This is a genomic window from Asticcacaulis excentricus CB 48 (assembly GCF_000175215.2).
GTDB classification, from domain to species: Bacteria; Pseudomonadota; Alphaproteobacteria; order Caulobacterales; family Caulobacteraceae; genus Asticcacaulis; species Asticcacaulis excentricus.
This window is the reverse complement of sequence record NC_014817.1, coordinates 29664-55763: the sequence shown is the minus strand read 5'-3', so window position 1 is coordinate 55763 and position 26100 is coordinate 29664. Positions and strand designations below refer to the sequence as shown.

At 54.9% G+C, this 26100-nt stretch carries 24 protein-coding genes; 8 read left to right on the top strand and 16 right to left on the bottom strand.

Annotated elements, in window-relative coordinates; genetic code table 11:
* Positions 1-399 precede the first annotated feature (399 nt).
* From ASTEX_RS12005 to ASTEX_RS11995, 3 genes are all read right to left on the bottom strand, one after another.
* Entirely contained in the window at positions 400-636 is a 237-nt protein-coding gene (locus tag ASTEX_RS12005; RefSeq protein WP_013479907.1) for a hypothetical protein, read from the bottom strand.
* Complete coding sequence (locus tag ASTEX_RS12000; RefSeq protein ID WP_013479906.1) at positions 626-1258, bottom strand: acyl-homoserine-lactone synthase; 633 nt, start codon at positions 1256-1258, stop codon at positions 626-628. The genes ASTEX_RS12005 and ASTEX_RS12000 overlap by 11 nt, the downstream gene beginning before the upstream one ends.
* Positions 1259-1377: 119 nt before the next feature.
* Positions 1378-2124, bottom strand: a complete 747-nt coding sequence (locus ASTEX_RS11995; protein WP_013479905.1) for a LuxR family transcriptional regulator — start codon at positions 2122-2124, stop codon at positions 1378-1380.
* Between the two features lie 621 nt (positions 2125-2745).
* On the opposite strand from ASTEX_RS11995, the gene ASTEX_RS11990 reads away from it, so the two are divergent.
* Together ASTEX_RS11990 and ASTEX_RS11985 are read left to right on the top strand one after the other, a co-directional pair.
* On the top strand, positions 2746-3720 hold the full coding sequence (locus tag ASTEX_RS11990; protein WP_083805615.1) for an AraC family transcriptional regulator: 975 nt from the start codon (positions 2746-2748) through the stop codon (positions 3718-3720).
* Between the two features lie 208 nt (positions 3721-3928).
* Positions 3929-4969, top strand: a complete 1041-nt coding sequence (locus tag ASTEX_RS11985) for an amidohydrolase family protein (RefSeq protein WP_013479903.1) — start codon at positions 3929-3931, stop codon at positions 4967-4969.
* Between the two features lie 402 nt (positions 4970-5371).
* Here the strand turns inward: ASTEX_RS11985 and ASTEX_RS11980 are convergent, their stop codons facing one another.
* From ASTEX_RS11980 to ASTEX_RS11970, 3 genes are all read right to left on the bottom strand, one after another.
* Complete coding sequence (locus tag ASTEX_RS11980) at positions 5372-5848, bottom strand: nuclear transport factor 2 family protein (RefSeq protein WP_013479902.1); 477 nt, start codon at positions 5846-5848, stop codon at positions 5372-5374.
* A 10-nt stretch (positions 5849-5858) separates the two neighbouring features.
* On the bottom strand, positions 5859-6950 hold the full coding sequence (locus tag ASTEX_RS11975) for a serine hydrolase domain-containing protein (RefSeq protein ID WP_013479901.1): 1092 nt from the start codon (positions 6948-6950) through the stop codon (positions 5859-5861).
* A 174-nt stretch (positions 6951-7124) separates the two neighbouring features.
* Positions 7125-7850, bottom strand: coding sequence for a retropepsin-like aspartic protease (locus ASTEX_RS11970; RefSeq protein ID WP_168148148.1), 726 nt, complete (start codon positions 7848-7850; stop codon positions 7125-7127).
* A gap of 215 nt (positions 7851-8065) precedes the next feature.
* Between ASTEX_RS11970 and ASTEX_RS11965 the strand changes: the two genes are divergently transcribed.
* The gene (locus ASTEX_RS11965; RefSeq protein WP_013479899.1) at positions 8066-8590 is read left to right on the top strand and encodes a PadR family transcriptional regulator; all 525 of its coding nucleotides are present in this window, start codon (positions 8066-8068) and stop codon (positions 8588-8590) included.
* Between the two features lie 72 nt (positions 8591-8662).
* Here the strand turns inward: ASTEX_RS11965 and ASTEX_RS20530 are convergent, their stop codons facing one another.
* Positions 8663-9439: a response regulator gene (locus ASTEX_RS20530; protein WP_013479898.1), complete on the bottom strand. Its 777-nt coding sequence runs from the start codon at positions 9437-9439 to the stop codon at positions 8663-8665.
* Between the two features lie 601 nt (positions 9440-10040).
* On the opposite strand from ASTEX_RS20530, the gene ASTEX_RS11955 reads away from it, so the two are divergent.
* The 4 genes from ASTEX_RS11955 (at position 10041) to ASTEX_RS11940 (ending at position 14238) form a co-directional block, all read left to right on the top strand.
* Positions 10041-11399 (top strand): globin-coupled sensor protein, encoded by a 1359-nt coding sequence (locus tag ASTEX_RS11955; protein ID WP_013479897.1) that lies wholly within the window; start codon positions 10041-10043, stop codon positions 11397-11399.
* Between the two features lie 134 nt (positions 11400-11533).
* Positions 11534-12541, top strand: coding sequence for an AraC family transcriptional regulator (locus ASTEX_RS11950; protein ID WP_041659350.1), 1008 nt, complete (start codon positions 11534-11536; stop codon positions 12539-12541).
* Positions 12542-12913: 372 nt separating this feature from the next.
* On the top strand, positions 12914-13552 hold the full coding sequence (locus ASTEX_RS20525) for a helix-turn-helix domain-containing protein (RefSeq protein ID WP_168148146.1): 639 nt from the start codon (positions 12914-12916) through the stop codon (positions 13550-13552).
* Positions 13553-13893: 341 nt separating this feature from the next.
* Positions 13894-14238: an RcnB family protein gene (locus ASTEX_RS11940; RefSeq protein ID WP_013479894.1), complete on the top strand. Its 345-nt coding sequence runs from the start codon at positions 13894-13896 to the stop codon at positions 14236-14238.
* 417 nt (positions 14239-14655) lie between these two features.
* On the opposite strand, the gene ASTEX_RS21125 is transcribed toward ASTEX_RS11940, so the two are convergent.
* From ASTEX_RS21125 to ASTEX_RS11900, 8 genes are all read right to left on the bottom strand, one after another.
* Positions 14656-15348, bottom strand: coding sequence for a LytTR family DNA-binding domain-containing protein (locus ASTEX_RS21125; RefSeq protein WP_425359026.1), 693 nt, complete (start codon positions 15346-15348; stop codon positions 14656-14658).
* A 659-nt stretch (positions 15349-16007) separates the two neighbouring features.
* Complete coding sequence (locus tag ASTEX_RS11930; RefSeq protein WP_013479892.1) at positions 16008-16289, bottom strand: hypothetical protein; 282 nt, start codon at positions 16287-16289, stop codon at positions 16008-16010.
* 31 nt (positions 16290-16320) lie between these two features.
* Positions 16321-17685, bottom strand: coding sequence for a globin-coupled sensor protein (locus tag ASTEX_RS11925; RefSeq protein ID WP_013479891.1), 1365 nt, complete (start codon positions 17683-17685; stop codon positions 16321-16323).
* Between the two features lie 502 nt (positions 17686-18187).
* Positions 18188-19759: a subtype B tannase gene (locus tag ASTEX_RS11920; RefSeq protein ID WP_013479890.1), complete on the bottom strand. Its 1572-nt coding sequence runs from the start codon at positions 19757-19759 to the stop codon at positions 18188-18190.
* Between the two features lie 33 nt (positions 19760-19792).
* Complete coding sequence (locus ASTEX_RS11915) at positions 19793-20830, bottom strand: amidohydrolase family protein (protein WP_013479889.1); 1038 nt, start codon at positions 20828-20830, stop codon at positions 19793-19795.
* Positions 20827-21717, bottom strand: coding sequence for an NAD(P)-dependent oxidoreductase (locus ASTEX_RS11910; RefSeq protein ID WP_013479888.1), 891 nt, complete (start codon positions 21715-21717; stop codon positions 20827-20829). The genes ASTEX_RS11915 and ASTEX_RS11910 overlap by 4 nt, the downstream gene beginning before the upstream one ends.
* Complete coding sequence (locus ASTEX_RS11905; protein WP_013479887.1) at positions 21714-22802, bottom strand: 4-oxalomesaconate tautomerase; 1089 nt, start codon at positions 22800-22802, stop codon at positions 21714-21716. Before ASTEX_RS11905 ends, ASTEX_RS11910 begins: the two co-directional genes overlap by 4 nt.
* A complete protein-coding gene (locus tag ASTEX_RS11900; protein ID WP_013479886.1) occupies positions 22799-23488 on the bottom strand; it encodes a 4-carboxy-4-hydroxy-2-oxoadipate aldolase/oxaloacetate decarboxylase in 690 nt (229 codons plus the stop codon). Before ASTEX_RS11900 ends, ASTEX_RS11905 begins: the two co-directional genes overlap by 4 nt.
* Before the next feature lie 102 nt (positions 23489-23590).
* Here ASTEX_RS11900 and ASTEX_RS11895 point away from each other — a divergent pair, with 102 nt between their 5' ends.
* Positions 23591-24769: a LysR family transcriptional regulator gene (locus ASTEX_RS11895; RefSeq protein WP_013479885.1), complete on the top strand. Its 1179-nt coding sequence runs from the start codon at positions 23591-23593 to the stop codon at positions 24767-24769.
* On the opposite strand, the gene ASTEX_RS11890 is transcribed toward ASTEX_RS11895, so the two are convergent.
* Positions 24728-25969, bottom strand: a complete 1242-nt coding sequence (locus ASTEX_RS11890; protein WP_013479884.1) for a LysR family transcriptional regulator — start codon at positions 25967-25969, stop codon at positions 24728-24730. The two genes, ASTEX_RS11895 and ASTEX_RS11890, sit on opposite strands and share 42 nt — an antisense overlap.
* Positions 25970-26100: the final 131 nt, after the last annotated feature.

The window sequence follows — 26100 nt, the reverse complement described above, 5'->3', positions numbered from 1 at the left end:
TTCGGCCTGAACCTGAACGATGGAGGCGTCGAGATCCGGGGCCCAGAAGAGCCATTCGTGCTGTGGCGTGTCGGGCGCCCGCTCAGCATGAACAAATACCCCATGGCAAAAAGGTCATTCAAATCTCCCCGCAGGAGGGTGTGCGCCCCCTGCCCTTGCGTTGCCCAGTGATCGCCTATCGCCCACGAGGCCGTAGCCTGAAGACCGGGTTTGCGCTGCAGCCACAGCCAGGCCCAGCGGCGCTTGTCATAGGAGAGATACGGCCGGTACGCCGCCGTATCTCTCCAGGCCTCACTCGATGGGGAGAGGCCAGCCACATTTCCGTTTTTCATCGGCACGCTCCCCGCGAGCCTTCTGCTCGCGACACAGATTGCCCCTCGCGGGACAAAGCGCAGATCCCTATTCGGCCTGGCCTTGCGGCTCATCATCCACACTGGGCGGCGGTCTCCCAAAGGTCTCCCGGCGACCGACAAAGGCTTTGAGACAACAGACGAAGGCCTCGTCCAGAAGGTCTGCACAATCGGTCAGACCCGCTTGGCGCATATCGGCTCGCAGACGCCCCAGACTATCGATGCCTCGCGAAATCGCCTGATCGAGGCCGTCTTCGCCCGCGTTCCCACAACGCTCAGGCGACATGGTCTCGAAAGGGTCGAATGTCTGAGATCAGAAGATTGCGCAGGCCTGTGGCCGCATCGGCCTGATCACGCTGCCACGGTCGGATGGGGATGGCGGCCGCCTGTATGCGGGCATGTGCCCCAATGGCGCGGGGCGACCCTAATCGCTCAAGGGTGAGCCCCGCGCGCTCAAACACTGAGCGCAGGATCAGGGTCGGCATCAGCCCGATGATCTGATCGACGCCGTACGCGAGACCAAACTCGACATAGCCGACCGCCAGAGACTGGCAGATAACGCGACGCGTCTCAGCGGGCAGGCGACGGTCAATACAAAAGCGGGTCCCTTCCCACACTCGGGGTGCCGTAAAGATCGACTTGTCCTCGACCAGATCCGGGAAGTGATCGGCGAGCATACAACCGAGCCCGATGGGTGTGAGACGGCTGCATCCGAGGACGGTTCGGCCGTCTTGGGTGAAGACAAGGTAGTGGGCAGCCAGCGAGTCGTATTCATCGAACTCCATGCCGTCGATTGATTTGACTTCGTAGCTCTGGCGATCAATGAACTCGCGATGGCGCAATTGAAACTGGCTGAAAAACAGATCGCTGTGCGTGGATATTTCTTTGTAGGAAATGAGCTTTAGCATCCCCAAACCCTCCTTCTACGGATGGTTAATAGTTATCCACAGCCCTCCACCCGTTACCACTAGGCATATTCCCAGGGTTTCGCAGAAATGACAAAATCGCTCGCTCTTCAGCGCCCACTTCAAAGCTCGATATACCCACCCATCAGCCCCTTCATCGCTGCGGCGGTGCGGTTATTGACGCCGAACTTGCGGAAAATGTTCTGCACATGGAAATCGACCGATCCGGCCTTGATGCTCAGGCGATCAGCGATGATTTCGTTCGACAGGCCGTGGGCCAGGCGGAACAGGACCTCCTGCTCAGTCCGGGTGAGTGAGGCGGCGGCGGGGGAAAGCCTCAGTCCCGGGGGCACCAGGCGCTTATAGACGGCGTAAAAGTGATGGCAGTAGGCCGCAAGGACATCGAGGTTTTCCATCGGTCTGGCCTTTCTGACAGAGGTCGCCAGGGCGATGCCACCCCTCAGGGTCTTCGGGCCGGGGAACGGCACACCAATGCCATTGTATAATCCGCCCGCTTCGGCTTCGCGCAGGAATTGCCTTTGACGACGGGTGAGTTCCGCCTCATGCTCTATATCCGCCCACCGAAAGGGGCGCACGGAACCCACCGCCCATTTGACGACGGGATCGATACGCGCCAGGCCGTTATGGGCATAGTAGTCCTGCCAGACGGTAGGATAGGTGCTGATAAGGCCGAAGCCCTGCGCAGACGCGTCCAGATCCATGTCGCGCATGACGGAGAAATTCACCCGGTCGAAGCCAAGATGCGCCATGGCCTCGATGAAGACCACGAACAAGCGCTCAACGGAGCGGACGCGGCTTGTGTCGTCGATAAACTGCTCAAGGGAATACTGACCGTTTGCATAAAGCATGACCGTCTCCGTAGCCATTGGATGTCCAACGCAACTGTCCGGAGTGGCTTTTTCGGTCTCCCACGCCCCGGCGCACTACCGGCGGTACTGGCACAACGCTACCCGCTTTAATTGAAAATGAGAAGCGGATTCAAAAATAAACGCGAGGATTGCAATCGAGTGAGGATTTCGCGCTACAGATTGTTCGTCTGTGATGGCCAGCTGGCGCCTCTGGTTTAGGTTATTTCGGCCTAGTAAGGGCTTTGGTAAAAACCTACCTTTTACAACATCCTTCTTGCGCTCGGCTACAGACGAGAAGATTACCGCTTGCTACTGGCTGACTGCCTTCGCTTGTTCCTCCGGTGTCGCGACACGATGAGTAGCTGAGCTGGTGATCTGCCACGCCCCATCCTGCTTCGTGCAGACCATCACAAACCTGGTGATGCCCTCACATTGTCCGGTGGCTAACTCGCAAAACCGATGCTTGAACGCGTCAATCATCGTCGATCAGAAAATGACGGAGGGTTGGGTATCTGTTTCGACGGATATTAGGTTCTCGCTTTCTGTCTTTGCGTGATCGCTTGACAATAACTTCGGTATCTATCCAATTCTGCTTGCGATCAATCGGGACCGGTGGGGGCAATGTCCAGATTTACATTCTCTTCGAGCCAGTTGCCTGCCCGTCTATCTCCAGCCGCTCGCGCAAGGGCATGGGCTGAGAGCCTTATGGAGGGTGGATATAATGGCGAGGCGACAGTGCCGGACTGCGATGGTTTTTACGCAGCCACCGAACTGGTGGTGCCACCGCAACAAATGATCAGTCGGGCACGTGCGACAAGCCTGATACTCAAACGTGACATGCGCCACATAGTGGCAGACAACGACGATCGGTTGACCCTCTTCTTTAATATTGGGCAGTCGGATATGCGCACTGCGCAACTTGGGCGCGATATTGTTCTGAAGGCAAACGAAGGCGTATTTTTAACGCAAGATCACCCCCAAATCCTGGATGGCTCACACTCAGGAGAGGTCATAACCCTCATTCTGCCAAAAACACATTTTGAGTCCTGGGCCACACCTGTTCACGATAAAGTGGGCTACAGGCATGACTTCACGTCCCCCGTCTATCGCTTGCTTCTCGGATATAGCCGAATGTTGTCTGATGAAGCCGAGCACTTAGGCGCGGACCAAGTGCAGAGTGTCTCGCGCCATATCTGCGAGCTTACTGCGATGTGGGTGGGCGCCGTTGAAACCCAAATGCGTGACGACGCTCACACGGCGCAATATTTAGCGGTACGGCGCATCGTCCGCCGCCATTTGGCATTGCCCACCCTGACACTGCCACTGACAGCCCGCCTGCTGAATTTGTCTGAGAGACAGGTTCAGCACATACTCCAAATACAGGGCACGCATTTCAGCCGACTTGTGAGTGAAACGCGATGCGAACGGGCGCACTGTCTGCTCCAGGATCCCGCGTGCTTAAGTCTCACGGCTCAGACTATCGCCGCACTTTGCGGCTTTCAGGACTACGTGGTCTTTTTCCGGGCTTATAAGCGCCGCTATGAACAAAGTCCGGGCGATACACGGGCGCTCATTCGCACCAAGCGGATGACATGACTTTGCACGCGTTATTTTGTGCGTTTGACAATGGTCCGATCCCGAGGGGCAGCTAAAGTCAAATCCCATTCCCTCCAGTCGCTTCGGGCGAATTCGGAAGGGTCACGTGGACTACGGTCCACCTTTTTACAACACAGGCTTTGGCCCCAGCCCAAGTCCAGGCGTTCCGATAATGGCTAGCCCGTCAACCGACACATAAAGGGTTCATATGCGCACCATGTTCATAAATGCCGTATTCCTTACGGCTCTTACCGCCGCCCCGGTCAGCGCTGCGCCGGCGGCAGGGACCGGGAAACTGCCTATTATTGACATGCATATGCACGCGATGGCGGCTGACGAGGAAGGCCCGCCCCCATTGGCCATGTGCAGCCCGTTTGAGCAGATGCCACGATGGGATCAAACACAGGATTTTATGTCAAGCTTCATATCCTGGTTCAAACACCCGACCTGCAAAGACCCTGTTTGGTCACCTTTGACCGATGACGAGGTCATGACAAAGTCCATCGACATCATGAAGCGTAATAACATTATCGGCGTCGTGAGTGGGCGTGCGGTGATGGTTGCGAAGTGGCGTAAGCAAGCACCAGAACGTGTGCTCCCAAGCCTTATGCCAAACATGCCCCCGAAAAACAGCCTGACACAGGAGCTTGCCGCCGCCAAAGCGGCCGGTAACATTACGGTCGTCGGCGAGTTGGGTCCGCAATACGACGGTATAGCGCCGAACGATCCAAGACTGGAACCGATATGGGTAGCCGCTGAGGCAAATGACCTTCCGGTCTCAATACACATAGGCCCGGGCCCCATGGGCGTTGCCTATTTGCCGGGCTCTGGTTACCGCGCCAGCCTAAGCAATCCCCTTCTCATGGAAGACGTCCTTGTCAAACACCCGAAGCTACGGGTGAACATCATGCATGCCGGCTTTCCAATGCTGGATGATACCCTGGCTCTTTTATACGCCCACCCTCAAGTCTACGTGGATACGGGCGTGATCGTATACTCGCAACCCAGGCCCGCCTTCTACCGCTATCTACAGGCGCTGATCGATGGTGGCTTCGGCGACCGCGTTATGTTTGGCAGCGATCAGATGGTCTGGCCGGAAACTATCGAGCGAGGAATTGCCGTAATCAATGAGGCCCCTTTCCTCAGCGCCGGACAAAAACGCGACATTCTCTATAACAATGCCGCCCGTTTCCTAAGACTTGATGAGACGACGCGCCAGCGCCACATAAATATGGGGCACGAGCCCTAGAGCGCAATCCGATAAAGTGGAAACCACTTTTCGGAAAAATTGCGCGACAAAACAGAAATTTAGAGCGGGATGATGCTTCCACTTAAAATCATCCCGCTCTAGGCGCGACCGTAACCTAAGCCATGGGTGATTTGTGGTCACGAGCGACCGACGCAAGGCGAAACACACGGATGGCGTAAGAAGCGTCTGGAGACGATGGATAAGTTTCCCCAACCAAACCGTCGGCAGCTCATTCTGAGTTAAAGTCGGGCCACTGCCTCGGCATCTAACAACTGAAAAGTGACCGCGCGCGACGCCCCACTTCCTTAGCGAGGAAACCGGGTGACACAGCGGGACCGGAACAAACAATAATCACATCCTTACGCCTCGCCTCTCACAAAAGCCGTTACAGCAGTTTATCCACTATTGGTCAGCGGCTTTCGTTTGTTCCGCGGCCGTCGCGGCGCGATGGCCATAGCTGAGGACGCTGGTGATTTGCCATGCCCCATCCCGCTTCGCCCAGACCATCACGAACTTGGCTATGCCCTCACATTGACCGGTGGCCATCTCGCAAAACCGATGCTCCCCTTCCTCGATAGCACCATAGTCTTTGATGGGATAGACGTGGAAGCCTTCTGTTATCAGCTCCCGCTTCACCTTGCAGCATATGTATTTGCGAACCCCGTCTACCACGGCGTCGCGGTCAAACGTCGCCCCGCCCGTATCATGATAAAAGGCAACTTTGGGATCAAAATAGGCTGAGAAGGTCTCGAGGTCACAGTGGTTATAGGCGTCGAACACTTTCGCATCGAGCGCGCGGATTTCAGTGGTTAGCGGATCACTGGGCAGATCGGCGGGGGTCGCCAGTAAAGCCGCGGCGATGGCAATTGCAGTCGTCATAATGAGAGTCCTATCCGTTCATTTGACCGCGCAGAAAGTCGATCAGTTTAGGCTGGCTGCGCGTGCGCTCAAGAAGCGGCAGAATAAGGCGCCATCCATTATCGCTATTGGTGAGGATGACAATCCCATCCCCATTGGCCCGATCGATGGTCGCAAAGGTAAATGCACCCGCATCCTTACCCGTATGCAACAGGGTCGTACCGCCGGGAAACCCGAGGAGTTGCCACCCCAGGCCGAAGCCGATCCACGGCGGACAGGTGGCCGCTTTCGCACCGCCACACGTCTGGGGATACAGATCCGCCTGAGACCGGCTGCGTTCCGTGGCAACCGCCGAGGACAGGCCCTTGTCTTGCCATACAGCGATAAGAAAGCGCGCGTAATCGCTGGCGGTGGCGTGGACCAGATCAGCAGCGTTGTAATGGGTGACGGGTTCAACCGGTATGGTCCTGCCCATGTCATCATAAGGCGTGGCGACCGGGCCTGACACCCCCTGTGTAGATACATATCCCGACGAACGCATGTGGGCTGGCATAAAGAGCCAGCGCTGGGCGAGGGATTCGAATGACTGCCCTGTCCGATGCTCAGCATAGCGTGCCGCATACTGGTAGCCTTCGCCCGAATAGCCTGTCGTCGTCCCCGGGTCGTGATCAAAGGCAAGGCCCTTGGCATCGCGCCAGTTCGGTAATCCGGCGCGATGGCTCAACGCCATGCGAACCGTGAGGCTCTTCCGTCGAGGGTCGCTCGCTAAATCGGGATCGCTCCAGTACGCATCCATCGGCTCATCCAGCGAGAGTTTGCCCGCCGATACGAGTCGCAGGATGATCTCTGCGGTCAGGGGCTTGGTCAGCGAAGCCAGATTGTAGCGTGTGGCAACGGTCGCCGCATGGTTAGGTCCCGCCATACCCCAGGCCTCTGCCGCGACCAGGCGACCGTTACGGATCAGCGCAACCGATGCACTCTCCACACGGTGCTCGCGCAACGTCTGGATCATATCCGGTAAAGCGACGCCCGACCCGGCTTTCGCCAGTGAGGCATGTACCAATACGGAGACGGCACCGCAGAGAACCGTTCGTTTTGATAACGCAGCAACATTATCTTTCATACCTTACACCTACGCAGATTCTGGCGTGCTCACAGTACCGATTGAGCCATCCGGCTACATTTGCCGGCAATGAACCGCGGAGACGCCTTGGAGAGGCGAACCGCGATAAGAATTTCAATTGTCCCGTCAAAGACGCGAACAGGCTTTTAAGACGCCAGCTTTAACTTTCCTCATCTAATCCTTTTTGGGGAGCACCCAGGTCAGTTCATTGGTCGGGTCAAAAACGAACCTCAGTTTTCGCATCGTCGGCAACCCGACATTAGCTGTCCCTCCTTTTATGAACCGCACGACAGGACTATCGACCACCACCCCGCCAACACGGACAGGACCATCCGCGACGGCCTCATAAACCGGTTGCGTGCCAGCCGCAGAGGTGGCGATCCCTATTTTACGGAGCTCGCTTTTGAGTTTGATCTGGCTGGCGAGCGAGAGGGGCAACAGGAAAGCGCTGTCATTGCCGGTGTCGAGCGTCGCTTCAACTGAGGCACCGGGAAGGTCCAGTGTCACAACAGGAAGCCTCTCATCTTGTGAGTATGCATGGCCCGGATCTTTGGGTGATAATGGCGAGACGGGATCGACTATTCTCAGTTCTCCATGTGCCAGATCCATTTCGACGAGCTTACCGGGGAAGCTGTTGGGACCGAAAATGCCCACCTCGTCCTCATCCCTGAACTCAAAGACGGTCGCTGGCCCCTCCGCTATGGCATAGCCGCCTAAGGTTACGCCGGAAAGTCGGGTCGTATAACCGGGAACGGGTAAGCCAGTGCTTCCGTCAACCGAGTTTGAGGGGCCAACGTTCGGAACGCCGAGGTAGTCTGCGTAGGACTTGTAAAGCAGATTACCATTTGTTCCGGTGTCAAAGACCACAGGTGCCGGGTGGCCCCCATTGACGCGCATCATCAGCAAGGCCCGCCCGTCCGAGACGTACAACGGTATCCGGGCGGGTGGCGGGGTTGGGGTCGGGGAAGCACCTTGCGCAGAGGCAAAGCTAGACGTTAGGCTGCCCCAGGCCAGACATGAGAGCCAGAGCGCACACTTTAGAGTCGGCACGAACATTGAGATACCTTTCTAAGACACAATAGTCCGATTAGCACCATTACAACTGAATAGGTCAAATGAATATTTTGCAAGAAAGCCTCACCGAACTCGAAGGGGCCATCCTGTCGGAGATCCATCACCGGGCGGCTAGGACGGCCTTCAAGGTACGCATGGCCTTTCAGGACTCGCGGTCGCTGGAGTGGCGGGGGAGCGCCGGTGCTGTATACCCTGCTATCCGTCGCCTGACCGAACGCGGGCTTATTATGTCAGAGCCAACCGGTTCGGGCCGGCGGACCAGTCTTTTGTCTCTGACAGCCCTTGGGATCACGAGATTGGAAAACTGGATCTGTGACCTCCCCCGGGCCTCGAGCGTTGGCCTTGATCCCTTCCGCCTGCGTGCCGGGATGTGGTCCCAACTGACCCGCGCACGCCGGGAGGAAGCCCTCCCCCGATTGCGGCAAACCATAGAGGACGAAATCCAGTCTATGGAAACCTACATGCAAACCCTTGACCCGGTCGAACGCCCCCGAATTGAACTGGCGATCGAGCTGAACCTCACGCGGCTGCGTTGGCTCGATAAACATGAGCACACCGTGCCATGAAGGGCCTTGGGTTAAAGCGAAAGCACCGGCTGTGTTTCAGACCAGTCCTGGGACAGGAGCAAATGACACGGCTTAAATTTCCACTATCCGGTCATCGCTCAGCGCCTTCTTCAACTCACTCAGCAGGACCTCTTTGGTAAATGGCTTTGCCAAAGCACTCACGGCACCCCGGGATATCGCCTTTGCAAGAGTCTCAGGATTTTGAGCATACCCCGTCATGGCGATAATCGGTACATCGGGCCATGTGGCTCCAATGACCTTGATACCCGTGATCCCCCCGACACCCGGCATGATCAGATCGATAAGTATGGCGTCTACGCGTGTAATCTCCAGCCTGACCAGAGCGTCTTCAACAGAAGTGCTCTCGGCCACATAGAACCCCTCCTCTTCGAGATAACTACGATACATAATCCGAGCATAGGCATCGTCATCAATCACTAGAATCCGTTTGGCTGGCCCCTTACGTCGACTAATCCGCTCGGCCTCCTCGCAAATCTGATGCACATCATTGAAGTCAAAAGGTTTTGGGAGAAGGAAATCAACGTGTGAGCGGCGAGCCTTATTTAGCGCCTGGCTTCCCGCCATCGGCATGTCTCGTCTGCCGGCGGTCATGATCGCCATGGGGGCGTCCCTCGCCGCCTTTCGGTATAGGTCGAGGAAGTCAAGGGTATTCTCGTCTCCGATAAATACGTCTAGGACGACAAGGGCATACCGGCGACTGCTTAACTTATGAAGTGCCTCATGACGTGTATGGCTAAAATCCGCCTTAAAACCGTTTCTTTCAAAAAGCCCTGCAATAATAAGTGCTTGTGTTTTCGAGTCCTCGAGAATCAAAACGGTGTTTGGCATATCGACATCACGCTCCGTAACACTATGTAACGGACCGTAGAGCCATTTGGTGAGACGAGGCAAGGCGCAATTGCCGACGGCTGTTTTTGTATTCGGAGGCCAAATGCCGTGAGCGGCGTTCGTACTGCCAAATTGAGATTGTTATTGTCGCACCCATACGGCCTATTCGGATCCAAGGCCCTGCCTGCGGCAGATCAACTTTAAGCAGGCCGCACCTCACCGCTAAAGCGCGCTGAGGATTTTTCATTCCGTCTCATTTTTTTACCTTGTTTTCCCCGGGGATTGGGCTTACGAAAATAAAAGCAAAGTAATTAAATTGTTAAATATGCATTTGTTAAATTTTACAATAATAAAACGAAATATAATTTATTAATTGCAAATATTTTTTTAATACCGCTTAATAAATAATATTAGTTATTTATATTATAACATAATCTATTTTCACAATCCGCATGAATCGATATATGATAAACATTCAATCATCCGCATTTGGTTGAAAATTACGCTAGGGAAAGCCCGTTCAAGCTGTATCTGGAATCATGTGCGGGGCCTTTTTCGAGTGACTTGTGCGGGCAAGTTACCGCGTCGTGCAGGAACCCATATGACTGACTCTGTGAACTCTCAGCGCCTGAACTTTCACGGTCTGGATAGCAATATCCGGGATACGCTACGGGCAAATAAGGCGTTTATTCTCGGCGAGTTGCCTTCGGCCCTTGATGCCTTCTACGATCACGTGGCGCGGTTTGAAGAAACGGCAAAGTTTTTCAAGAACCGGCAACACATGATGCATGCCAAGGCCATGCAGCTCAAGCACTGGGAACTCATAACGAACGGCAAGTTCGGTACCGACTATCTCACTTCTGTCACCAAGATAGGAGAGGTACATAACAAGATAGGGCTAGAACCGCACTGGTATATCGGCGCTTACAATTTTCTTTTGTGCGCAATGATTGAAGCCGTGGCACGTCGTTACGCGCGGCGCCTGCCCGCTTTCCGCCTTCGCTCGCAGCCAACTCAAAATGCGCTGCAATTGCAGAAGGCGCTTGTAAAGGCCGTTATGCTGGACACGGACTACGCTATCTCAGTTTATCTCGATGCCGGCAAACGAGAACGGTCGGAGACTCTGGCCGCGCTGGCAAATACCTTTGAAGCTTCTGTCGGCGGAATCGTTGCCAATGTTAGCGAAAGCGCCTCCGGGCTCAGCGGAACCGCCGCTGAGCTTTCCGAGCGGTCCCAGCAGGTTTTACGGCAATCCGCGTCGGTAAGCAGTGTCTCAGAGCGCGCATCGAACGACGTGCAAACCGTTGCCGCTGCCTCAGAGGAATTGGCTGCCTCTATCGGCGAGATTTCCCGTCAAGTTGGTGACGCGGCGGTCATAGCCTCGCAGGCCATGGCAGAGGCAGCCACTACGGCCACACAAATTGAAACCCTATCGCATGCTGCGGATAGTATCGGCGAGATCGTCGGTATTATCAGCGGGATCGCTAGCCAAACCAATCTTCTCGCGCTCAATGCGACGATTGAAGCCGCGAGAGCTGGCGAGGCTGGAAAGGGTTTCGCGGTCGTTGCGACAGAAGTAAAATCGCTCGCGAACGAAACGGCGCGCGCCACTCAATCGATTGAGCGTCAGATATCAGAGATCCAGACCTCCACATCGCAGTCTGTCGACGCTATCCGAAACATTACGATTGTTATTGATCAGCTCAATCAGGTCGCATCAGCCATTGCCTCCTCTGTGTCCCAGCAACGGGCCGCCACGGACGAAATATCACGCAATATTTTGCTTGTTTCGAATGGTACACAGGAGGTCGCGATGAACATAGGCGTCGTCAATCAGGCCGCAAACAACACCTCTGAGGCTTCGGAATATGTGCTCAGGTCTGCGAACCATCTGGCACAGCAAGCGAGCAAGCTACAGTCCGAGGTTGAGTCTTTCTTAAAACAGGCACGGTCCTCTTGAGTTCAGCAAAGGTCTTTTCGCACATTTTTAAAAATAAAATGGAAAGGAGGCCTTGAATTCGTGATTCTAGGAACCATCTGCGCGCAACTGAAATCAATATATCTAAAAAATCCGACTTTCGGGGAAAGTGTGCTTTGTCCAACATCATCGGCGGCTCAAATAATATTATACCGCAATCGCTCATGTCGCGATATTTCAGCGGAAACATTCTTGTTGAGCAAGTAGAGATGCCTGACGACGATAATGCACTTATTGCGGATGTCGTCAGCTTTGGAAGCTTCGTGCTGGTCGAAGAGCGGTTACCGCCAATGATCTATAGACGATCACGGCGCCTGGCTGAGTCCTCCTCCCTGGATCATTATCTTTTGGTTTTCAGTCATAGCGAGAACGCAACGGTGAAATGCCTGATTGCGGATGGCGTATATAAAGCCTTCGAAACGGTTCCTCATTCGGTGCACCTTCTCTCCCTCTCCCATCCCTATTGGGCAACTTCGACGGGAGGGGCGCGATCCGTGCTGTATATCCGCAGAGATTTTTTCACCGCTTTGAGCGGGTCCCTGGACGGTCTGTTAGGCCAACCGATACGGTCCCCCTACCGAGACCTGCTTTTTGACGTGCTAAAATCACTCGTGGACGCGGCCAGAGGATCTGGCGCAACAGACCTAAAGCACTTCTTCTTTTTAATCAGAGATATATTATCAGCATATGCCGAAGACAATCGACGTGTGGGTGAGAGCAATTTCGTGAGCCCGACTTCTGTGAAGGCCACTATACGTGATTATCTGGTTCAGAATATTTCAGATAATCATCTGAGTTTTGGAACATTGGTTTCAAAATTTAAATTGTCCAAAACAACCCTCTACCGCCTGTTTGAGCCAGAGGGTGGCGTTACTAAATATGTCAATCAATTACGAGGCGTTATGGCGGCGCGCCGAATTCGCGACATGGGCCCCCACACACACCTTCATTTAGAAGCCAAAAAAATAGGGCTTCGCGACTCAAAGCAACTCTTAGAATTCAGCAATAAGTACTGCGACTGCCTTCTTGATAAAGATGCGTCATTTCAACCGGAACCAAAAGAAAAAGCACAAATTTCATTTCAGTTACTGATTAAAAAGTCTCTAGAATTTCCAGTCATTTAATAAAATAATTGGAGATACATTAAGATGATAAGAAAGCACGTGGACGAGATAGTGAAACCGGTTATCGTCGTGAAAGGCGGGAGCACCTCGGCTTCGCCTAGCCGGCATATCAGCCGCAACACGTTGGACGAGCGTACAGATGACGGCGTTCAGTCGGCCGATGCTCTGACTCGACCTTTTCAACTTATAGCCTGGGAGATTGGCGATCTTGTGTTTTGCCGCGGACAAAATCTCGGTCGGTCGTTCCAAAGGCACGTGAGGAGCCACACCACAGATCACTATTACCTCTACATGGTTTTACCCCCGCAGGATGTCCTCGAGTCCCGCCCTGAGGCTGAGACAGAAAGATTGGCACACGAAGCGTTCGGTTCCGTGTCCCTGCACTCCCTGCCGCATCCGATTCCTCACGAAATGACAGGTTCGGATGTCATTATTGTCTATATCCCCCGCCAGCGTTTTGGGGGGATAGCCGGGCAAATGGACGGTCTTGTCAATGGCGAGCTTGCCGCCGCGGGATCTGGCCTGTCGGCTTATCTCGGTATGATCGACCGTATCCTCCCTATACTGACAATGTCAGCCAGTCGTCATTTTGCTACCGCCCTCATCAAGCTGGTTACCCGAGTGGTCGCGGAAAAAGTTGCCCAGGGCTCATTCGCCAGATTCTCTGCCCTCGCGCTTAAACAGCGCGTTTACCAGTTTATAGAGGACAATCTCTCGAATCCCAGTTTAGGGCCGGGCTCCATTGCGAGGCAGATGGGACTATCTCGAGCGGCTCTTTACCGACTGTTTGATGTCGAGGCGGGTGTGTCAGCAACAATTGAAAACCATCGCGTGAAAGCGGCCGTGAGATTGATCCAGGATGGCGGAAAAGACCTCTCCATCGCTGTCGTTGCTACCAGGGTTGGCTACAAGAACGTAACCTCATTTTCGAGGGCCTTTTCCCGAAGAATGGGGATTACGGCATGCACGCTTAAAAAAAGGATCGATGACGAACGCAATCAATCAGATTGATTCAAGGACGCAGATCAGACTGCGCCGCATTTAGGCCGGCAGCTATGCGGCCATAGCCAAGCGTCGAATGACGCTCGTTCGACATAATCGAAGACCTCGACCCGGGCTCGGGTCTGTCAGGAATTTCGGGTGTGGGCGTCCGGTTGTCCTATCGCCATTGGGCCAACAATAAGGCGCTCAAATGAGAAATGTCGGCTTTTATACGCGATGGCGAGATTACGACAGCATTTCACTACTATTACATAAACAACACACTGATACCTTTAATCATTCATGTAGAGTTCAGCGCACGAAACGCATTCTGGGGAGGTCGAAAGGACCTAACCAAAAGGAGCCCCGTTATGAAACGCATCGTATCCGCTTCCATCCTGCTGATGATGGCAACCTCGCTGGCCACCGCCAATATGGCTGTCGCTCAGCCGCAACACAACGACAGCCGTACACAGGCTGCCCGCAAGGACGACCGTAGTGACCGCGATAATCGCGGCTGGCACACGAAGTCCGATTTCCGTAAAGGGGGACACGTCGCCTACATCGACTGGCAGCGTGGTCGCGCAGTCGATTACCGCAAAGTCCGGGGCCTGTCGAAGCCGCCCAAAGGCTACGAATGGCGCAAGGTTGATAACCGCTATGTCTTGGCTTCGGGCGCGACCGGTATCATCACCGCGATTATCCTGAGCCGCTAAGGTCCACCGATCCCAAAACAAGACCGCACTCTTTCAGGGAGCGCCATTTTTGTTGAACTGCTCCCCCGAAAATCGAGGCCATTTAAGACTGGAGTTTTCAGAAAGTAAGTGATGGGGTTGTCTAGATCGGTATGACTTTTGATGGAATCGTAATTCAAGCACCTCCCCTGATTTCAGGGGAGGTGGATTTGACGCCGCTCAGGTGTCAAAGACGGTGGGGTTAACTCCCCCTGCTTTAACCCCACCCGGCGCTGCGCGCCACCCTCCCCTGAAACGAAGTTCGGCGAAGCCAAATCAGGGGAGGCGCTAAAGGGCTAAACCGTTTCCACCTAAAATCATCCCGCTCTAATCGCAAGGCTGAGGTCAAATGCTGATCCGTGGTTGCGTCGTGGGTGTTGAGACCTGAATACATGCCCGTTATTTACACTCAACTGTGTTGTCAGGGCTAGCGAGTCTTTTTACGCGGCCCAAGTTGCTTCTCGATACGGGCACTTGGACACCCGAAGTTAGGTTAACTTTCAAAGTGCGGCCATCGCTTTCCACGCTATGGATAGCTGAATAGGATACCCAATGGCTTCTGTGGGTACGCAGTCCGAGATTGACTGGAACTTGCGACAGAACCATCTTCATGGTGGCTGCCTCAAAATAACTTGAATTGCTAGTATGAACTCTGACGTAGTTACCCTCGGCACTTATGTGCTGAATGGAGGTAAGCAGTATCCTTGAGTTTCCAACCACGACTGTTCTATTTTCATCGCTACTATTTTGCACCGGAGGAACAGACGCTTCATGTTTGGCCGTTTCATCGGTCTCGACGACCTCATCGATCGGTTTTAGTGCCAAAAAATTGTCCCGAGAGCGTATTTCGAGAAGAATTTTCGGGATAATAACAGACCACAAAAAAATGCTTACATGTACAATTATAACAATGTAGAAAACATATATAAATACACTTGATATGCTAAAAATATTTATTGACCTTTTTTGAAAGATCACCAAACAATATGTTGTCAACAGGCTCGCAAAAGCGCCGGTCAGATCAAAAATGATTGACGGAACTCTGCGCAAAATCCTACCGGCGACCGTCCAAGACAGCGCTATAAGCGTCATCCATGCTACAGACAGTCCGACAACGCTGGATAAGAAGTAAATGGCTACCCGCAGCCAAAGGGGCATGCCTTGTGTCCAGGGTTGTTGGTTCATCGCTACGGTTATCAGCGATAGCGCCGAATAGGTAAGAAGTATCCACGGGTGAAGAAATACGGATGTCACTTCCAGCCGTGACAGACTAACGGTCTTGCCGGTGATCAGGACAACGTCAAACCTACTCGACTGATTTGGTGTCTGCATCTCATGGCCAATTCTGAAAAAAGTCGCGATACGACAATTTGTCGAATACCGGAGATATCTCACTCCACAAGGTCATGCAACAAAATGACTTTTCCGGCGCCGCGAGATTCTGCAACAGGCAAGTGTCCACTAAAAAACCTGCGCGTTGGCGGAATTCGCGCCGAACCTATTATTGGGCCAAGTGGAAAACATTGGGTGCCCTTATTATGTCTGTTTATTGAGGTCATTGGATCCCAGCCAAGACATCGACATAACCCGGAGCGCCATAGTACTGGACGCCCGCGTGGACGCGGCCTTAAATCTACGCAGCTGCCATACCTCGCCGGCAAAGGTTCCTTTGTATCGATCCGGGAACCTTTCGAATAAACCATCAACCTCACCTATAAAATAAATAATAAATGAGTAATTACATAATGCTGTCAGCCCGCCCAGTGCGCATTGTATAAATGCCATTCCGCCAGTCGAATAGTTTGCGCGGCTTCGCCTTCATCGAACGACCCAGCGGCCGCATAGATCCTCTCCAACCCCTCAGCGAGAGCCTCTGATCCGATTGCTTCAAAAATGGCTCGGCGCTTCTCATCTGTTAGAAGGGAAACGCTGTATTCTAGGCAGTAGGGATCAACAACTTCGCGCAAGGGATAACGGCCAGGAGGCTCAACCGTCTGGTCGATAATGCAGTCGTCTAAAAGTATGAAGGTCACACGCCTCGCCTCCTCGCTTACTACCGCGTAACTACGCGCGCACCTTGCGCAGAAATCTGTCCACCTCTTCCCGAAGCGCGGTGCTCGTCCCGATTAGGTATGAAGAAGCCGACTGTAGCTCCTTTGCTGAGCCGAAAACCTCCTCGTTTGCGTTCGCGACGTCACCAATTTGGGTGACGACCTCTTGGGTGCCTGCCGCTGATTTTTGAATGTTTGCCGTGATATCACGTGTTGCGGCCCCCTGCTCCTCAACCGCTGCCGCGATTGCAGTGGCGATTCCGTCAAGGCCTCCAATTAGAGCGGATATCCGCTTCATGGCAGTCACTGCGGCCACCGTTGATTCCTGAATGCCATTGACCTGTTCCGAAATCGTGGAGGTCGCGGTTGCGGTCTGATTGGCAAGCTGTTTGACCTCAGACGCCACCACTGCGAAGCCTTTCCCAGCGTCTCCCGCTCTTGCCGCCTCTATGGTCGCATTTAACGCAAGCAAATTGGTTTTAGCGGCAATATTGTTGATAAGAGCCACCACGTCGCCGATTTTTTGTGCCGCAATTGACAGGTCTTCAATTTGAGACGACGTGCGATCGGCGTCCAACTTCGCGTTATTTGTCGCTGTGGATGCATCAGCGGCTTGTCTTGCAATCTCGCCTATAGCACCTGACAATTCCTCGGTAGATATGGCGATTGTGTTCACGCTATGAGATGTATTTTTTGATGTGCCAACAACATCACGAACACGATTTGCGGCCTTACTAGCATGCTCTTCAATCGCATCAGATGACTTGCTAATTTTATCGGCAGACTCCATAACACGATTACTCATAGCGGCCACGGATTGTTCGAAGTCCAGAGCAATCTTGGCAAGCATATCGCGACGGTCACTTTCACCAGCGGCGATGTATACACCTATCGCGAAATTCATATCCATCATCACCGCCCTGGTGATTGCGCTGGATAGAGCCTGCCTCTGCACTGCATTTAACTTATCCCGCTTCCAGGGTAGTGGGTTTGTCTCATTGATACTGCTGATAAGGTTGGTCAAAAGAAAACTGTAACCGCCAATGTACCATTTCGGCTGTAGTCCTATTTTATTGTGAACGTCTCCAATTTTATTCACAGAACTAAAATAGCTATCGTCGAATTTTCCATCAGTTATGATTTCCCAATGTTCAATCTGTTTTTGTTTTGCGTGAGCTATATGGTCATCAGAATTGAAGAAGGATCTGATTTCTGCAAATTTTTTCACATGATCGTAGAATTCATCTAGAACCGTAGGAAGCATGTGCATGATGTAAGATTTGTGCTCTCGAAGAACTTCTCCAACACCTGAGGAGATTTCAAAAAATGCCAGCTCAATAGCAACTGCCCTGGCATCGAATTTTGTTGCCTCACTCATGAAAATTCTCCTGTCGTTTTTTTTCTGTCGGGTTCGACTCACTTTTCAGGAGATTGATCTCAGTAGCTCGCCTTCTAAGCCATCTTAATATTTCAAACTGAACCATAAATTGGCTGAGCGGCACATCGAGCCATTCGTCCTTGACGACCTGAGCGCGAGAACTGACGAGAACGAAGGATTTTCGCTCACTGACCGTTCTCTTTTAGCTGGGGACGGCTCGTCCGGGGTGAATGGGCTGACGTTAATGACCCCTCGCACGACTCTGTGACCATGCGGTTGTGGATGTCTGAGGGCATCCTTCATTCTGACCCTAAAATGGCCATCGGCAGGGACAGTATGGAAAGCCCTCTAAAACCCAAAGTCGCCCCTTCTGCAAAAGCAAGTGAACTCCTGAAAGGGTCGGTTTACAAACCCGCCCTTTCGCCTGCGCCGCGATTCACGCGCCTGACGCCCGCCCAGAAGTCCAGAGGCCTGACACAACTCGTGACCGAACTCAGCGCCCCTAGCCGCGCATGCGGGTATCTTTGTTGAGACGAGACACCCATTTGACGAACGCATCCGCGTCTTCATTCGCGCCATGTCCGCCATCCCAGTACATCGCCGAATTGACTTTCCGCTTATTTGCCGAAAGGGCCGCTGCCAGATTTCCAACAATGGAGAGTGACGTGTCAGAGTCCTTCGTCCCGACGCGTATCCACCAATGCTGAGCTGTAGAAACATTCGGTTTTCCTATGAAAAACATGGGGTTCATTAGGTCAAGCAAAGCCGGGATATCGGCGTCAATCGCCGTTTTCCCGGTGTCATGCGTTTGACTGAACGCCGTGAAATGTCTGGCCTTTGTCTTATCGCGACCAAACAGGTTGTTCTCACCCGAAGACAGGTCAAAGGCGTCGAAGGCGGGTAGCCCTTTTTTGCGCGCGCCGACATGCGACAGGAAATCGGTCCAGCCAAAGCGCGCCTGATTGGCCTTCCAGCGAATATGTGGATTTCTGGTGAGATACGCGGCCCGATCCTCTGACGATAGCTTCGCCAGATATTGTGTGGCGGCAGGCTGAAGATACGTTTTGAGCAGATAGTCTGAATAGTTGGCTGAGGTTAGAGGCCCAAAGCCACCAAGGCCCTTGAGTTTCAGGGAAGACTGGTAGGTCGCAAAACCGTTTTTCAACTGAGCCGACAGGTTCTGATCCACTGTGTTGCCGGTGCTGAGTGGGTTCGCCCCCCAGTTCCACTCATACGCCATATCGGCGTGTTCAAGATCAGCGATCGGACACCACGAACCGACAGCAAAGATCGCATCGCTGGCGTCCGCTGCACCTATGGCCTCCAGATAGGGCGCAAACAATGGGCTGTCGCCTGACGCCCCAAGCAAGGCGGACAAGGCACCGCCGGCGCTTGTACCTGAAGAGACAATTCGATCTGTATCGCCTGGAATACGGCCTTTGTTAAAACGCACGTATTTTACGGCGGCCTTAAGATCCACGATCGCCGCAGGGGCCACCCCGTAATAGGTTCCAGCCGCATCGGTGAGGGTTCGCCCACGAGCACCAGGTTCCACAACAGTCAGCCCGGCGGCCAGCGCCAACTCGGCATTCGAAACGCGCTTGCCTCCGGCGATCATCGCGTTCCCGCCACTTTGAACCTCACCGCCTATCCCGGTCGGAGCAACGCCTTGGGGTGGGGCTTGCATTCCCGTTGGCGGCAGGCCGCGCATGGGCGCGCCGCCAATACCGGTAGCGTCGGCGACGGATGAGGGCATATAGCCGCCCACGGAGTTTGAGAACAAAATGGGTGAGCCCGAACTATCCACGCGTTTGCCATCAATGCTGACCGGAACGCTGATATTTAGGCTCTGATAGGCAACATCGATAGGCTCAGAGACATAGGGAATGGCTTTATAAAAGCGATACGTTACGACCCTCTCGCCTTTGGCTGTAGTGATCGTCTTTTTAAGCTCGGTGAAGTCGTCGGCGTTAAACACCAGACGGGAAGTCTCAGCGCATGCCGCACGTAAAGCCGTGCCACTAAAGATACCTGCAGCAAGCGTAGCCTGCATCAAACGACGACGGTCAATCATTTTGTGTTCCTCTCAGGAAAGCTTCGTTTGGCCTTACAGGCCTCTGGATTTCAGGGCTGCGTCAAGACGCGGGTAGACACGGCGGGCATTGCCTTCGAACACATTGTATTTGTCCTCTGGCGAAATCGCCAAGGCGTCGACGTAGCGCTTTGTGTCATCGAAATAAAAGCCGGTCTGAGGATCGATACCGCGCACAGCACCGACCATTTCCGACCCAAACAGAATGTTTTTTGTGTCAATAACCTCGAACAGCAGGTCAATACCCGGCTGATGGTAAACGCAGGTGTCAAAGTAAACATTCTTCATCACATGTTCGCGCAGCTCGGGCTTTTTCAGCATATCGGCCAATCCGCGATAACGCCCCCAGTGATAGGGTACCGCTCCACCGCCATGAGGGATGATCAGGCGTAAGGTTGGAAAATCCCTGAACAGATCGCCTTCGATGAGTTGCATAAACGCCGTGGTGTCGGCATTGATGTAATAGGCACCCGTGGCATGGAAAGCGGGATTGCATGACCCCGACACGTGGATCATGGCCGGCACATCCAGTTGGACCATCTTTTCGAAAAACGGATACCAGTATCTGTCGGTAAGCGGCGGCGCAGAAAAATGCCCGCCAGACGGGTCTGGATTGAGATTGCAGCCGACAAAGCCCATGGCGACACAGCGTTCTAACTCCCGGATCGAACCTTCCAGTGACACTCCCGGCGACTGCGGTAACTGACAGACCCCGATGAAGTAGTCCGGATAAAGATCGACCACCCGCTTGATCAGGTTGTTGCATTCAACCGTCCAGCGCTGCGACACGCCCTCATCGCCGATATGGTGCGCCATCACCGAGGCACGGGGGGAAAAGATCGTCATGTCTGCGCCGCGTTCCTTCAGCAGGCGCAACTGGTTCTTTTCGATGCTTTCGCAGATTTCGTCGTCGCTGATGACCGGGCCGCTGGGATCGGGCTTCAGAGGATCGCGGATCTTCGCCAATTGCCCGTCTCGGAAAACCTGCAAAGGTGCGGGCGCGGTCGTGTAATGGCCGTGGCAATCGATGATGAGCGGGGTTTCAAGGCTCATTGAGCCGCCTCCTCCTGAGTGAGTTGCGCCCTTATGGCGTCGAGCATTCTGATAAGATCGGCCTCACGCAGGGCTGAGGCAAAAGCGGGCATCTCCGCTTGGCGGTGCGCCGTGGCCCTGGCCATCAGGGCGGAAAGCCCAGCTTGCTCCACGGTCTTTACCGCCTCGAACATTTCTTCGGCACGGCGCGTACCGTGTTCCAGCGTGCGCGAAATCATGTAACGGGCATAACCGGGCCAATCAGGATGTGGGAACAGATTGTTGAGCGAGGCCAGAACCTCGTCCTCAACCCCGTGAAAACGCGCCGCCAGCAAGGACTCCGTGATCAGCGCCTCAAGCCCCTTAATCATCACGCTGCGGCACAGCTTGGTGGCGGAAGCGCGACCCCAGCTATCTGAACAGAATTTCGCGCCCGTAAAGCCCAGCCCCTGTAGGACCGGCAGGACATCACGGGCATGACGGCCACTGAGCAGGATGGGAGCAGCGATGGTCTGAGGGTAGATCGGCGACATCACGGAGGCCTCAATAAACCGTCCGCCTGTGCCTTCTATGGCCAGAGCTGCCTCGAACTTAGTCCCAGGAGCCGCCGAGTTGAGGTCGAGATAGATGGCCCCGCGCTTGAGGCCGCCGGTAAGACTTTGAGCGGCTGAAATGGTCTGAGCCGCTGTCACCGCTGAAATAATCAAGTCAGCTCCGTGCGCCGCCTCAACAGCCGTACGGCACCGGACGATTTCCAATCGTGCCGCGGCCCGTGCGACCGCAGAGCTTGCGTCGGCGAGGTTCAGATCGAAGGTTTTCAAGGTGAGATCGGCGCGTACCTGCAATGCGGCCGCGAGGGCCTGCCCCACCTCACCAAACCCCAGGAAGAGGATGGTTTTCACACTCATGCCGCGTCCTCCGACCATAGGCTTTCCGGTACCAGCACCTCGCCGCGCATCAGGAGGCGCGCGGTACGTAACAGGGCCGATCGGGTAACCTTCAGATCCGCCGCCTCACCGCTCACCGCCATTTCAATGCTGAAAAAGCCGGTCGGATGCTCAATATCGAAGGTCTTCGCACCGGATATGCCTTCGCCACCCGCCACCGACCCCTTAAGTGCCAGCGCCGTCGCGACGCTGACCGCGCCCAGAACACCGATGGCGTCATGCACACGATGAGGGATAAACGTGCGGGTCGAGACGTCGCCGCCCTCACGCGCCGGAGAAATCAGCGTCATTTTCGGCACCGACTTGCTGGTCACATCACCGAGGTTCATCAACGGGCCAGCCTTGAGGCGGATCGCTTCAACGCGCGCACACACTTCGGCGTTGGCCTCTATCTCTTCGGGACTTTCTGAGCCACTCAGGCCGAAATCCGAAGCCTGCATGACCACGACCGGCATGCCGTTGTCGATCAGGGTGACCTTTACACCGTCGATCTCATCCACTGGGTTTCCACTCGGCAAAAGCCGCCCGCAGGACGACCCCGCCACGTCGAGGAAGTTGAGCATGACTGGCGCGTGCGTCCCCGGCACGCCGTCTATGCGCGCCTCACCTGTATAGGTGACGCGCCCACCGGGTGTCTGGACCGTCGCCTCGGCGATGGAGGCTGTATTGACCATGAAGATACGGACCGTCGTCATATCTCCGGTCGCCGGAATCAGCCCGCTTTCGATGGCAAAGGGACCGATCCCCGCAAGGATGTTTCCGCAATTCTGCTGGTCCGCAACAATCGCCTTGTCCGGAAAAACTTGCAAAAACAGATAGTCGATATCGGCGTCGGGACGATCCGACTTTGACACCACGGCTATCTTGCTGGTCAGCGGATGCGCGCCGCCCACGCCATCGATCTGACGCGGATCAGGCGACCCCATGGCGGCCAGCAGGACAGCATTGCGCGTCGCCTCATCGACGGGCAAATCCGTCTTGAGGACATAGAGTCCTTTTGACGTACCACCGCGCATCAGGCTGGCCGGGATGGCACGCTGGCTCATTTCAGATAATCCGCCTGAGACACGTAGATCAGACCCATTTCCGTCAACTTCTGACGCATGTCATAGATGTCGAGACCCAGCTCGCCGTTCTCGAAGCGTTTCCGGCGCGCTTCTTCGGAAGCGGCGCGGGCATCGGCTTTGGCAGCGACTTCAACTGCCTTTTCCTGAGGCACCACACAAACGCCGTCCCGGTCGGCCACGATGACGTCGCCCGGGCGCACATAGGCGTCGGCGCAGACGACCGGTATATTGACATTGCCTAATGTGGCCCGAACGCAACCGCGCGCGAAGATAGCCTTTGACCAGACAGGAAATCCGATCTCCTCAAGAGTTGCGGTGTCGCGCACGCCGGCATTGATAATCAGACCACGCACACCGCGCGCTTTGAGCGAGGTGGCCAGAAGGTCGCCGAAATAGCCATCTTCACTCGGTGAAGTCGGGGTCACGACCAGGACATCACCCGGCTGGCACTGTTCCACGGCGACGTGGATCATCCAGTTATCACCGGGCGCCAACTCCACTGTTACGGCCGGACCGGCAATAGTAACGGGATAGATCGGCCGGATATAGGCCGCCATGAGGCCTTTACGGCCCTGCGCTTCATGCACCGTAGCGACGCCGTGCCGCGCCAGTGTGGCAACGGCGGAAGGATCCGGGCGCTTTATATCAGTAACAACAACAGGCATGTCTTCCTCACAATCTTTTAAGACGTGGATACCGCGGGGCATGCAAAAGCGGAAATCGGAAGGGTGGCGCTGGCTATAGGTTTTTGTTACTCTTGCCTCATTATGATCAAGTTTCGACGTATCAGAGTTGCACTGGCTATCCGTCAAACCGGAAGCGCCGCGGGTGCCGCGGAACGGTTGCATCTGTCGCAGCCCAGCGTTACCGAAGCGATTGGCCGTCTGGAAGCGGAACTAGACACGCCGCTCTTTGAGCGATCCTCAAAAGGCATGCGCCCTACCCCCGAAGGAGAGGTTTTCTGCGCCCGCAGCGCCGAGGCGTTTGAGATTCTCACCGAGACGGCCGGACAGTGTGCGAAAGGGACACAGCTTAGCCCGGTCTGGCCACGCCAGGTAAACGAACTCCATCTCCGAACCGTCATTGCCTTGTCTCGAACCGGCCGCTTTAACCTCGCGGCTCAAAGCCTGAATATGGCAGCAGCCGCGGTTCATCGCGCGGCGCGAGAGATGGAGACACTGAGCGGGCTCAGCTTATGGCGACGCACACCCTACGGTGTCGCCCTGACACCCGTCGGAGAAGCGGTATCGCGGGCCTCGGCGCTCACCCTTCGTGGACTTGAACTCGCGCGCGAAGCCATGATGGAAAAAAAGGGGGTATTTGACGGCCAGTTGCGAATTGGCGTCCTGCCTCTTGCTCGCGCCATCTGGGCGCCCACTGCCATCGCGGATATTATTTCCGCCTATCCTTCTGCACGCATCAAGGTAACCGATGGTTCCTATGCGGAACTGAGGCACGGCCTCATTGATGGAGAGGTTGACATGGTCATCGGCGCCTTAAGACCAGAAAAAGACACCACCGATATCGTTCAGTACCCCTTATTCTCCGACCCCCTATCGATAATCGCCCGATCTGGGCACCCGTTGGCGGGCCGCAGGACCGTCACACCTGAACTCTTGCGGACACTGACATGGGCTCTGCCCCGGCCGGATACGCCCGCCCGACAGATGTTCGACGCTTTTTTCGCGCGTCATAATCTCAGCGCGCCCAGAGAAACCGTGGAATGTGGGTCTTTGGCAGCGCTTCGGGGCCTTCTGAGCCTGACAGATATCGTCACGCCCCTGTCCCCACGGCAGGTGTCTTTCGAACTTGAGGCCGGCTCTCTTGTGGTCATCGGCGCGCCCCTAGATGGAACCGAACGCACGATAGGGATGGCTGAGCGAAAACACTTCCGCCCCACTCAACTATATAACGCCTTCAAGGCGGCTCTGGTCCGCGCTGCCTGAGCGTCGTTCGGTGGCAACCTCTTTCAGGGTTTCGAGAAACGCGGCCTGCAAAGAGCTCGGCAACCAGTCGCGCCGCATAGTGATACCAATGTCTCGTCTGGAACCCGGCAGACGACCGCTCAAGGGTTGCAATAGTCCTGCCGCCTGTTCAATTCGAAACTGGTCGGCGGACATCAGGGCCAGCCAGTCACCGGCAAGAAGGAGGCCTCGGGTTGTCAGTACGGAACTGCACTGGACCGTCTGCGTCGGCCTTGGGGTGTTCTGAAACAAGCGCTCCCAATAAAGGCGCATGGGGGCACCAGGTGCGCCGATTACCCAGGGGTAAGACGACAAGGCATTATCGACGACAGGCTGACCGTCGAGGGGATGCCCTTTACGCCCGACGATATAGAGATCATCCTCAAACAGTGAAACCTGTCGGATATCGGACAGGGCTTCAGTGCTCCTAAGCGCGCCGATGATCACATCAATCTCACCGCCCTGAAGGGCGGAGAGGTGCTCAAGATAGGGTCCCTCCAGAACAACAATCTCCGCCCCGGGAGCCACAGCATAAAAGCGAGACAGGGCTTGCGGCAGCAAGGCGGCCCTGGCCAGAGGCAGGGTACCGATGGTGAGTCGCCCGGAATGGACGGAACTTAACGACGCAATATCATCAAGTCCCGCCCGCAGTTCCGCCAGCGCGAGGCGCACATCCCTCCCGAGACGCTCGCCGGATGCCGTGGGACGAAGGTATTGCCCCACCCTCACAAGCAGCGAAACGCCCAGGACCAGTTCAAGTTCACGCGTGGCCCGATGGATGGCCGGCTGGGACAGCGAAAGCTGCCGCGCCGCCTCACTGAAACTGCCGAAGCGTTCGACAAACAGGAACGCCCGAAGCTGGGTCGATGAAATATGTCGCTGCGGAAACGAAATTGGCGAAAGCCGGCCCACTTTTCGGATGTGGCTACAGCATTCTTCAATGCGAGTTAGGGCTCTGTTGACACGGGGTATGAATAGCTGACCGGCCGAGGTCGGCGTGCACCCCCCACTTTCCCGATTAAACAGACGATGACCTATTTGCAATTCAAGCTTCGCTATGCCTTGCGTCAGCGTGGGTTGCGATAGATTTACAGCCGCCGATGCACGACTTATTGCCCCCAGGCGTGCTACCTCAGCCGCCGCTTCCAGATGTCTAAGATTGAACGTGCTAGGATCAGACATGAACAGTCTATAACATAACTCTATAGCCTGTGCACAAATCCGTTTTGCGTTTTGCACCGTTTCACGTCAGCACTAAGGTAACTTACAAGCCAGCGGGCAATGCATCGCAGGCTATCAGGGATACATCAGGC

Coding starts and splice junctions, on each gene's coding strand:
- ASTEX_RS12005 (WP_013479907.1), bottom strand. CDS start 636: ATGTCGCCTGAGCGTTGTGGGAACGCGGGCGAAGACGGCCTCGATCAG.
- ASTEX_RS12000 (WP_013479906.1), bottom strand. CDS start 1,258: ATGCTAAAGCTCATTTCCTACAAAGAAATATCCACGCACAGCGATCTG.
- ASTEX_RS11995 (WP_013479905.1), bottom strand. CDS start 2,124: ATGCTTTATGCAAACGGTCAGTATTCCCTTGAGCAGTTTATCGACGAC.
- ASTEX_RS11990 (WP_083805615.1), top strand. CDS start 2,746: ATGTCCAGATTTACATTCTCTTCGAGCCAGTTGCCTGCCCGTCTATCT.
- ASTEX_RS11985 (WP_013479903.1), top strand. CDS start 3,929: ATGCGCACCATGTTCATAAATGCCGTATTCCTTACGGCTCTTACCGCC.
- ASTEX_RS11980 (WP_013479902.1), bottom strand. CDS start 5,848: ATGACGACTGCAATTGCCATCGCCGCGGCTTTACTGGCGACCCCCGCC.
- ASTEX_RS11975 (WP_013479901.1), bottom strand. CDS start 6,950: ATGAAAGATAATGTTGCTGCGTTATCAAAACGAACGGTTCTCTGCGGT.
- ASTEX_RS11970 (WP_168148148.1), bottom strand. CDS start 7,850: ATGATGCGCGTCAATGGGGGCCACCCGGCACCTGTGGTCTTTGACACC.
- ASTEX_RS11965 (WP_013479899.1), top strand. CDS start 8,066: ATGAATATTTTGCAAGAAAGCCTCACCGAACTCGAAGGGGCCATCCTG.
- ASTEX_RS20530 (WP_013479898.1), bottom strand. CDS start 9,439: ATGCCAAACACCGTTTTGATTCTCGAGGACTCGAAAACACAAGCACTT.
- ASTEX_RS11955 (WP_013479897.1), top strand. CDS start 10,041: ATGACTGACTCTGTGAACTCTCAGCGCCTGAACTTTCACGGTCTGGAT.
- ASTEX_RS11940 (WP_013479894.1), top strand. CDS start 13,894: ATGAAACGCATCGTATCCGCTTCCATCCTGCTGATGATGGCAACCTCG.
- ASTEX_RS21125 (WP_425359026.1), bottom strand. CDS start 15,348: ATGACGCTTATAGCGCTGTCTTGGACGGTCGCCGGTAGGATTTTGCGC.
- ASTEX_RS11925 (WP_013479891.1), bottom strand. CDS start 17,685: ATGAGTGAGGCAACAAAATTCGATGCCAGGGCAGTTGCTATTGAGCTG.
- ASTEX_RS11920 (WP_013479890.1), bottom strand. CDS start 19,759: ATGATTGACCGTCGTCGTTTGATGCAGGCTACGCTTGCTGCAGGTATC.
- ASTEX_RS11915 (WP_013479889.1), bottom strand. CDS start 20,830: ATGAGCCTTGAAACCCCGCTCATCATCGATTGCCACGGCCATTACACG.
- ASTEX_RS11910 (WP_013479888.1), bottom strand. CDS start 21,717: ATGAGTGTGAAAACCATCCTCTTCCTGGGGTTTGGTGAGGTGGGGCAG.
- ASTEX_RS11905 (WP_013479887.1), bottom strand. CDS start 22,802: ATGAGCCAGCGTGCCATCCCGGCCAGCCTGATGCGCGGTGGTACGTCA.
- ASTEX_RS11900 (WP_013479886.1), bottom strand. CDS start 23,488: ATGCCTGTTGTTGTTACTGATATAAAGCGCCCGGATCCTTCCGCCGTT.
- ASTEX_RS11895 (WP_013479885.1), top strand. CDS start 23,591: ATGATCAAGTTTCGACGTATCAGAGTTGCACTGGCTATCCGTCAAACC.
- ASTEX_RS11890 (WP_013479884.1), bottom strand. CDS start 25,969: ATGTCTGATCCTAGCACGTTCAATCTTAGACATCTGGAAGCGGCGGCT.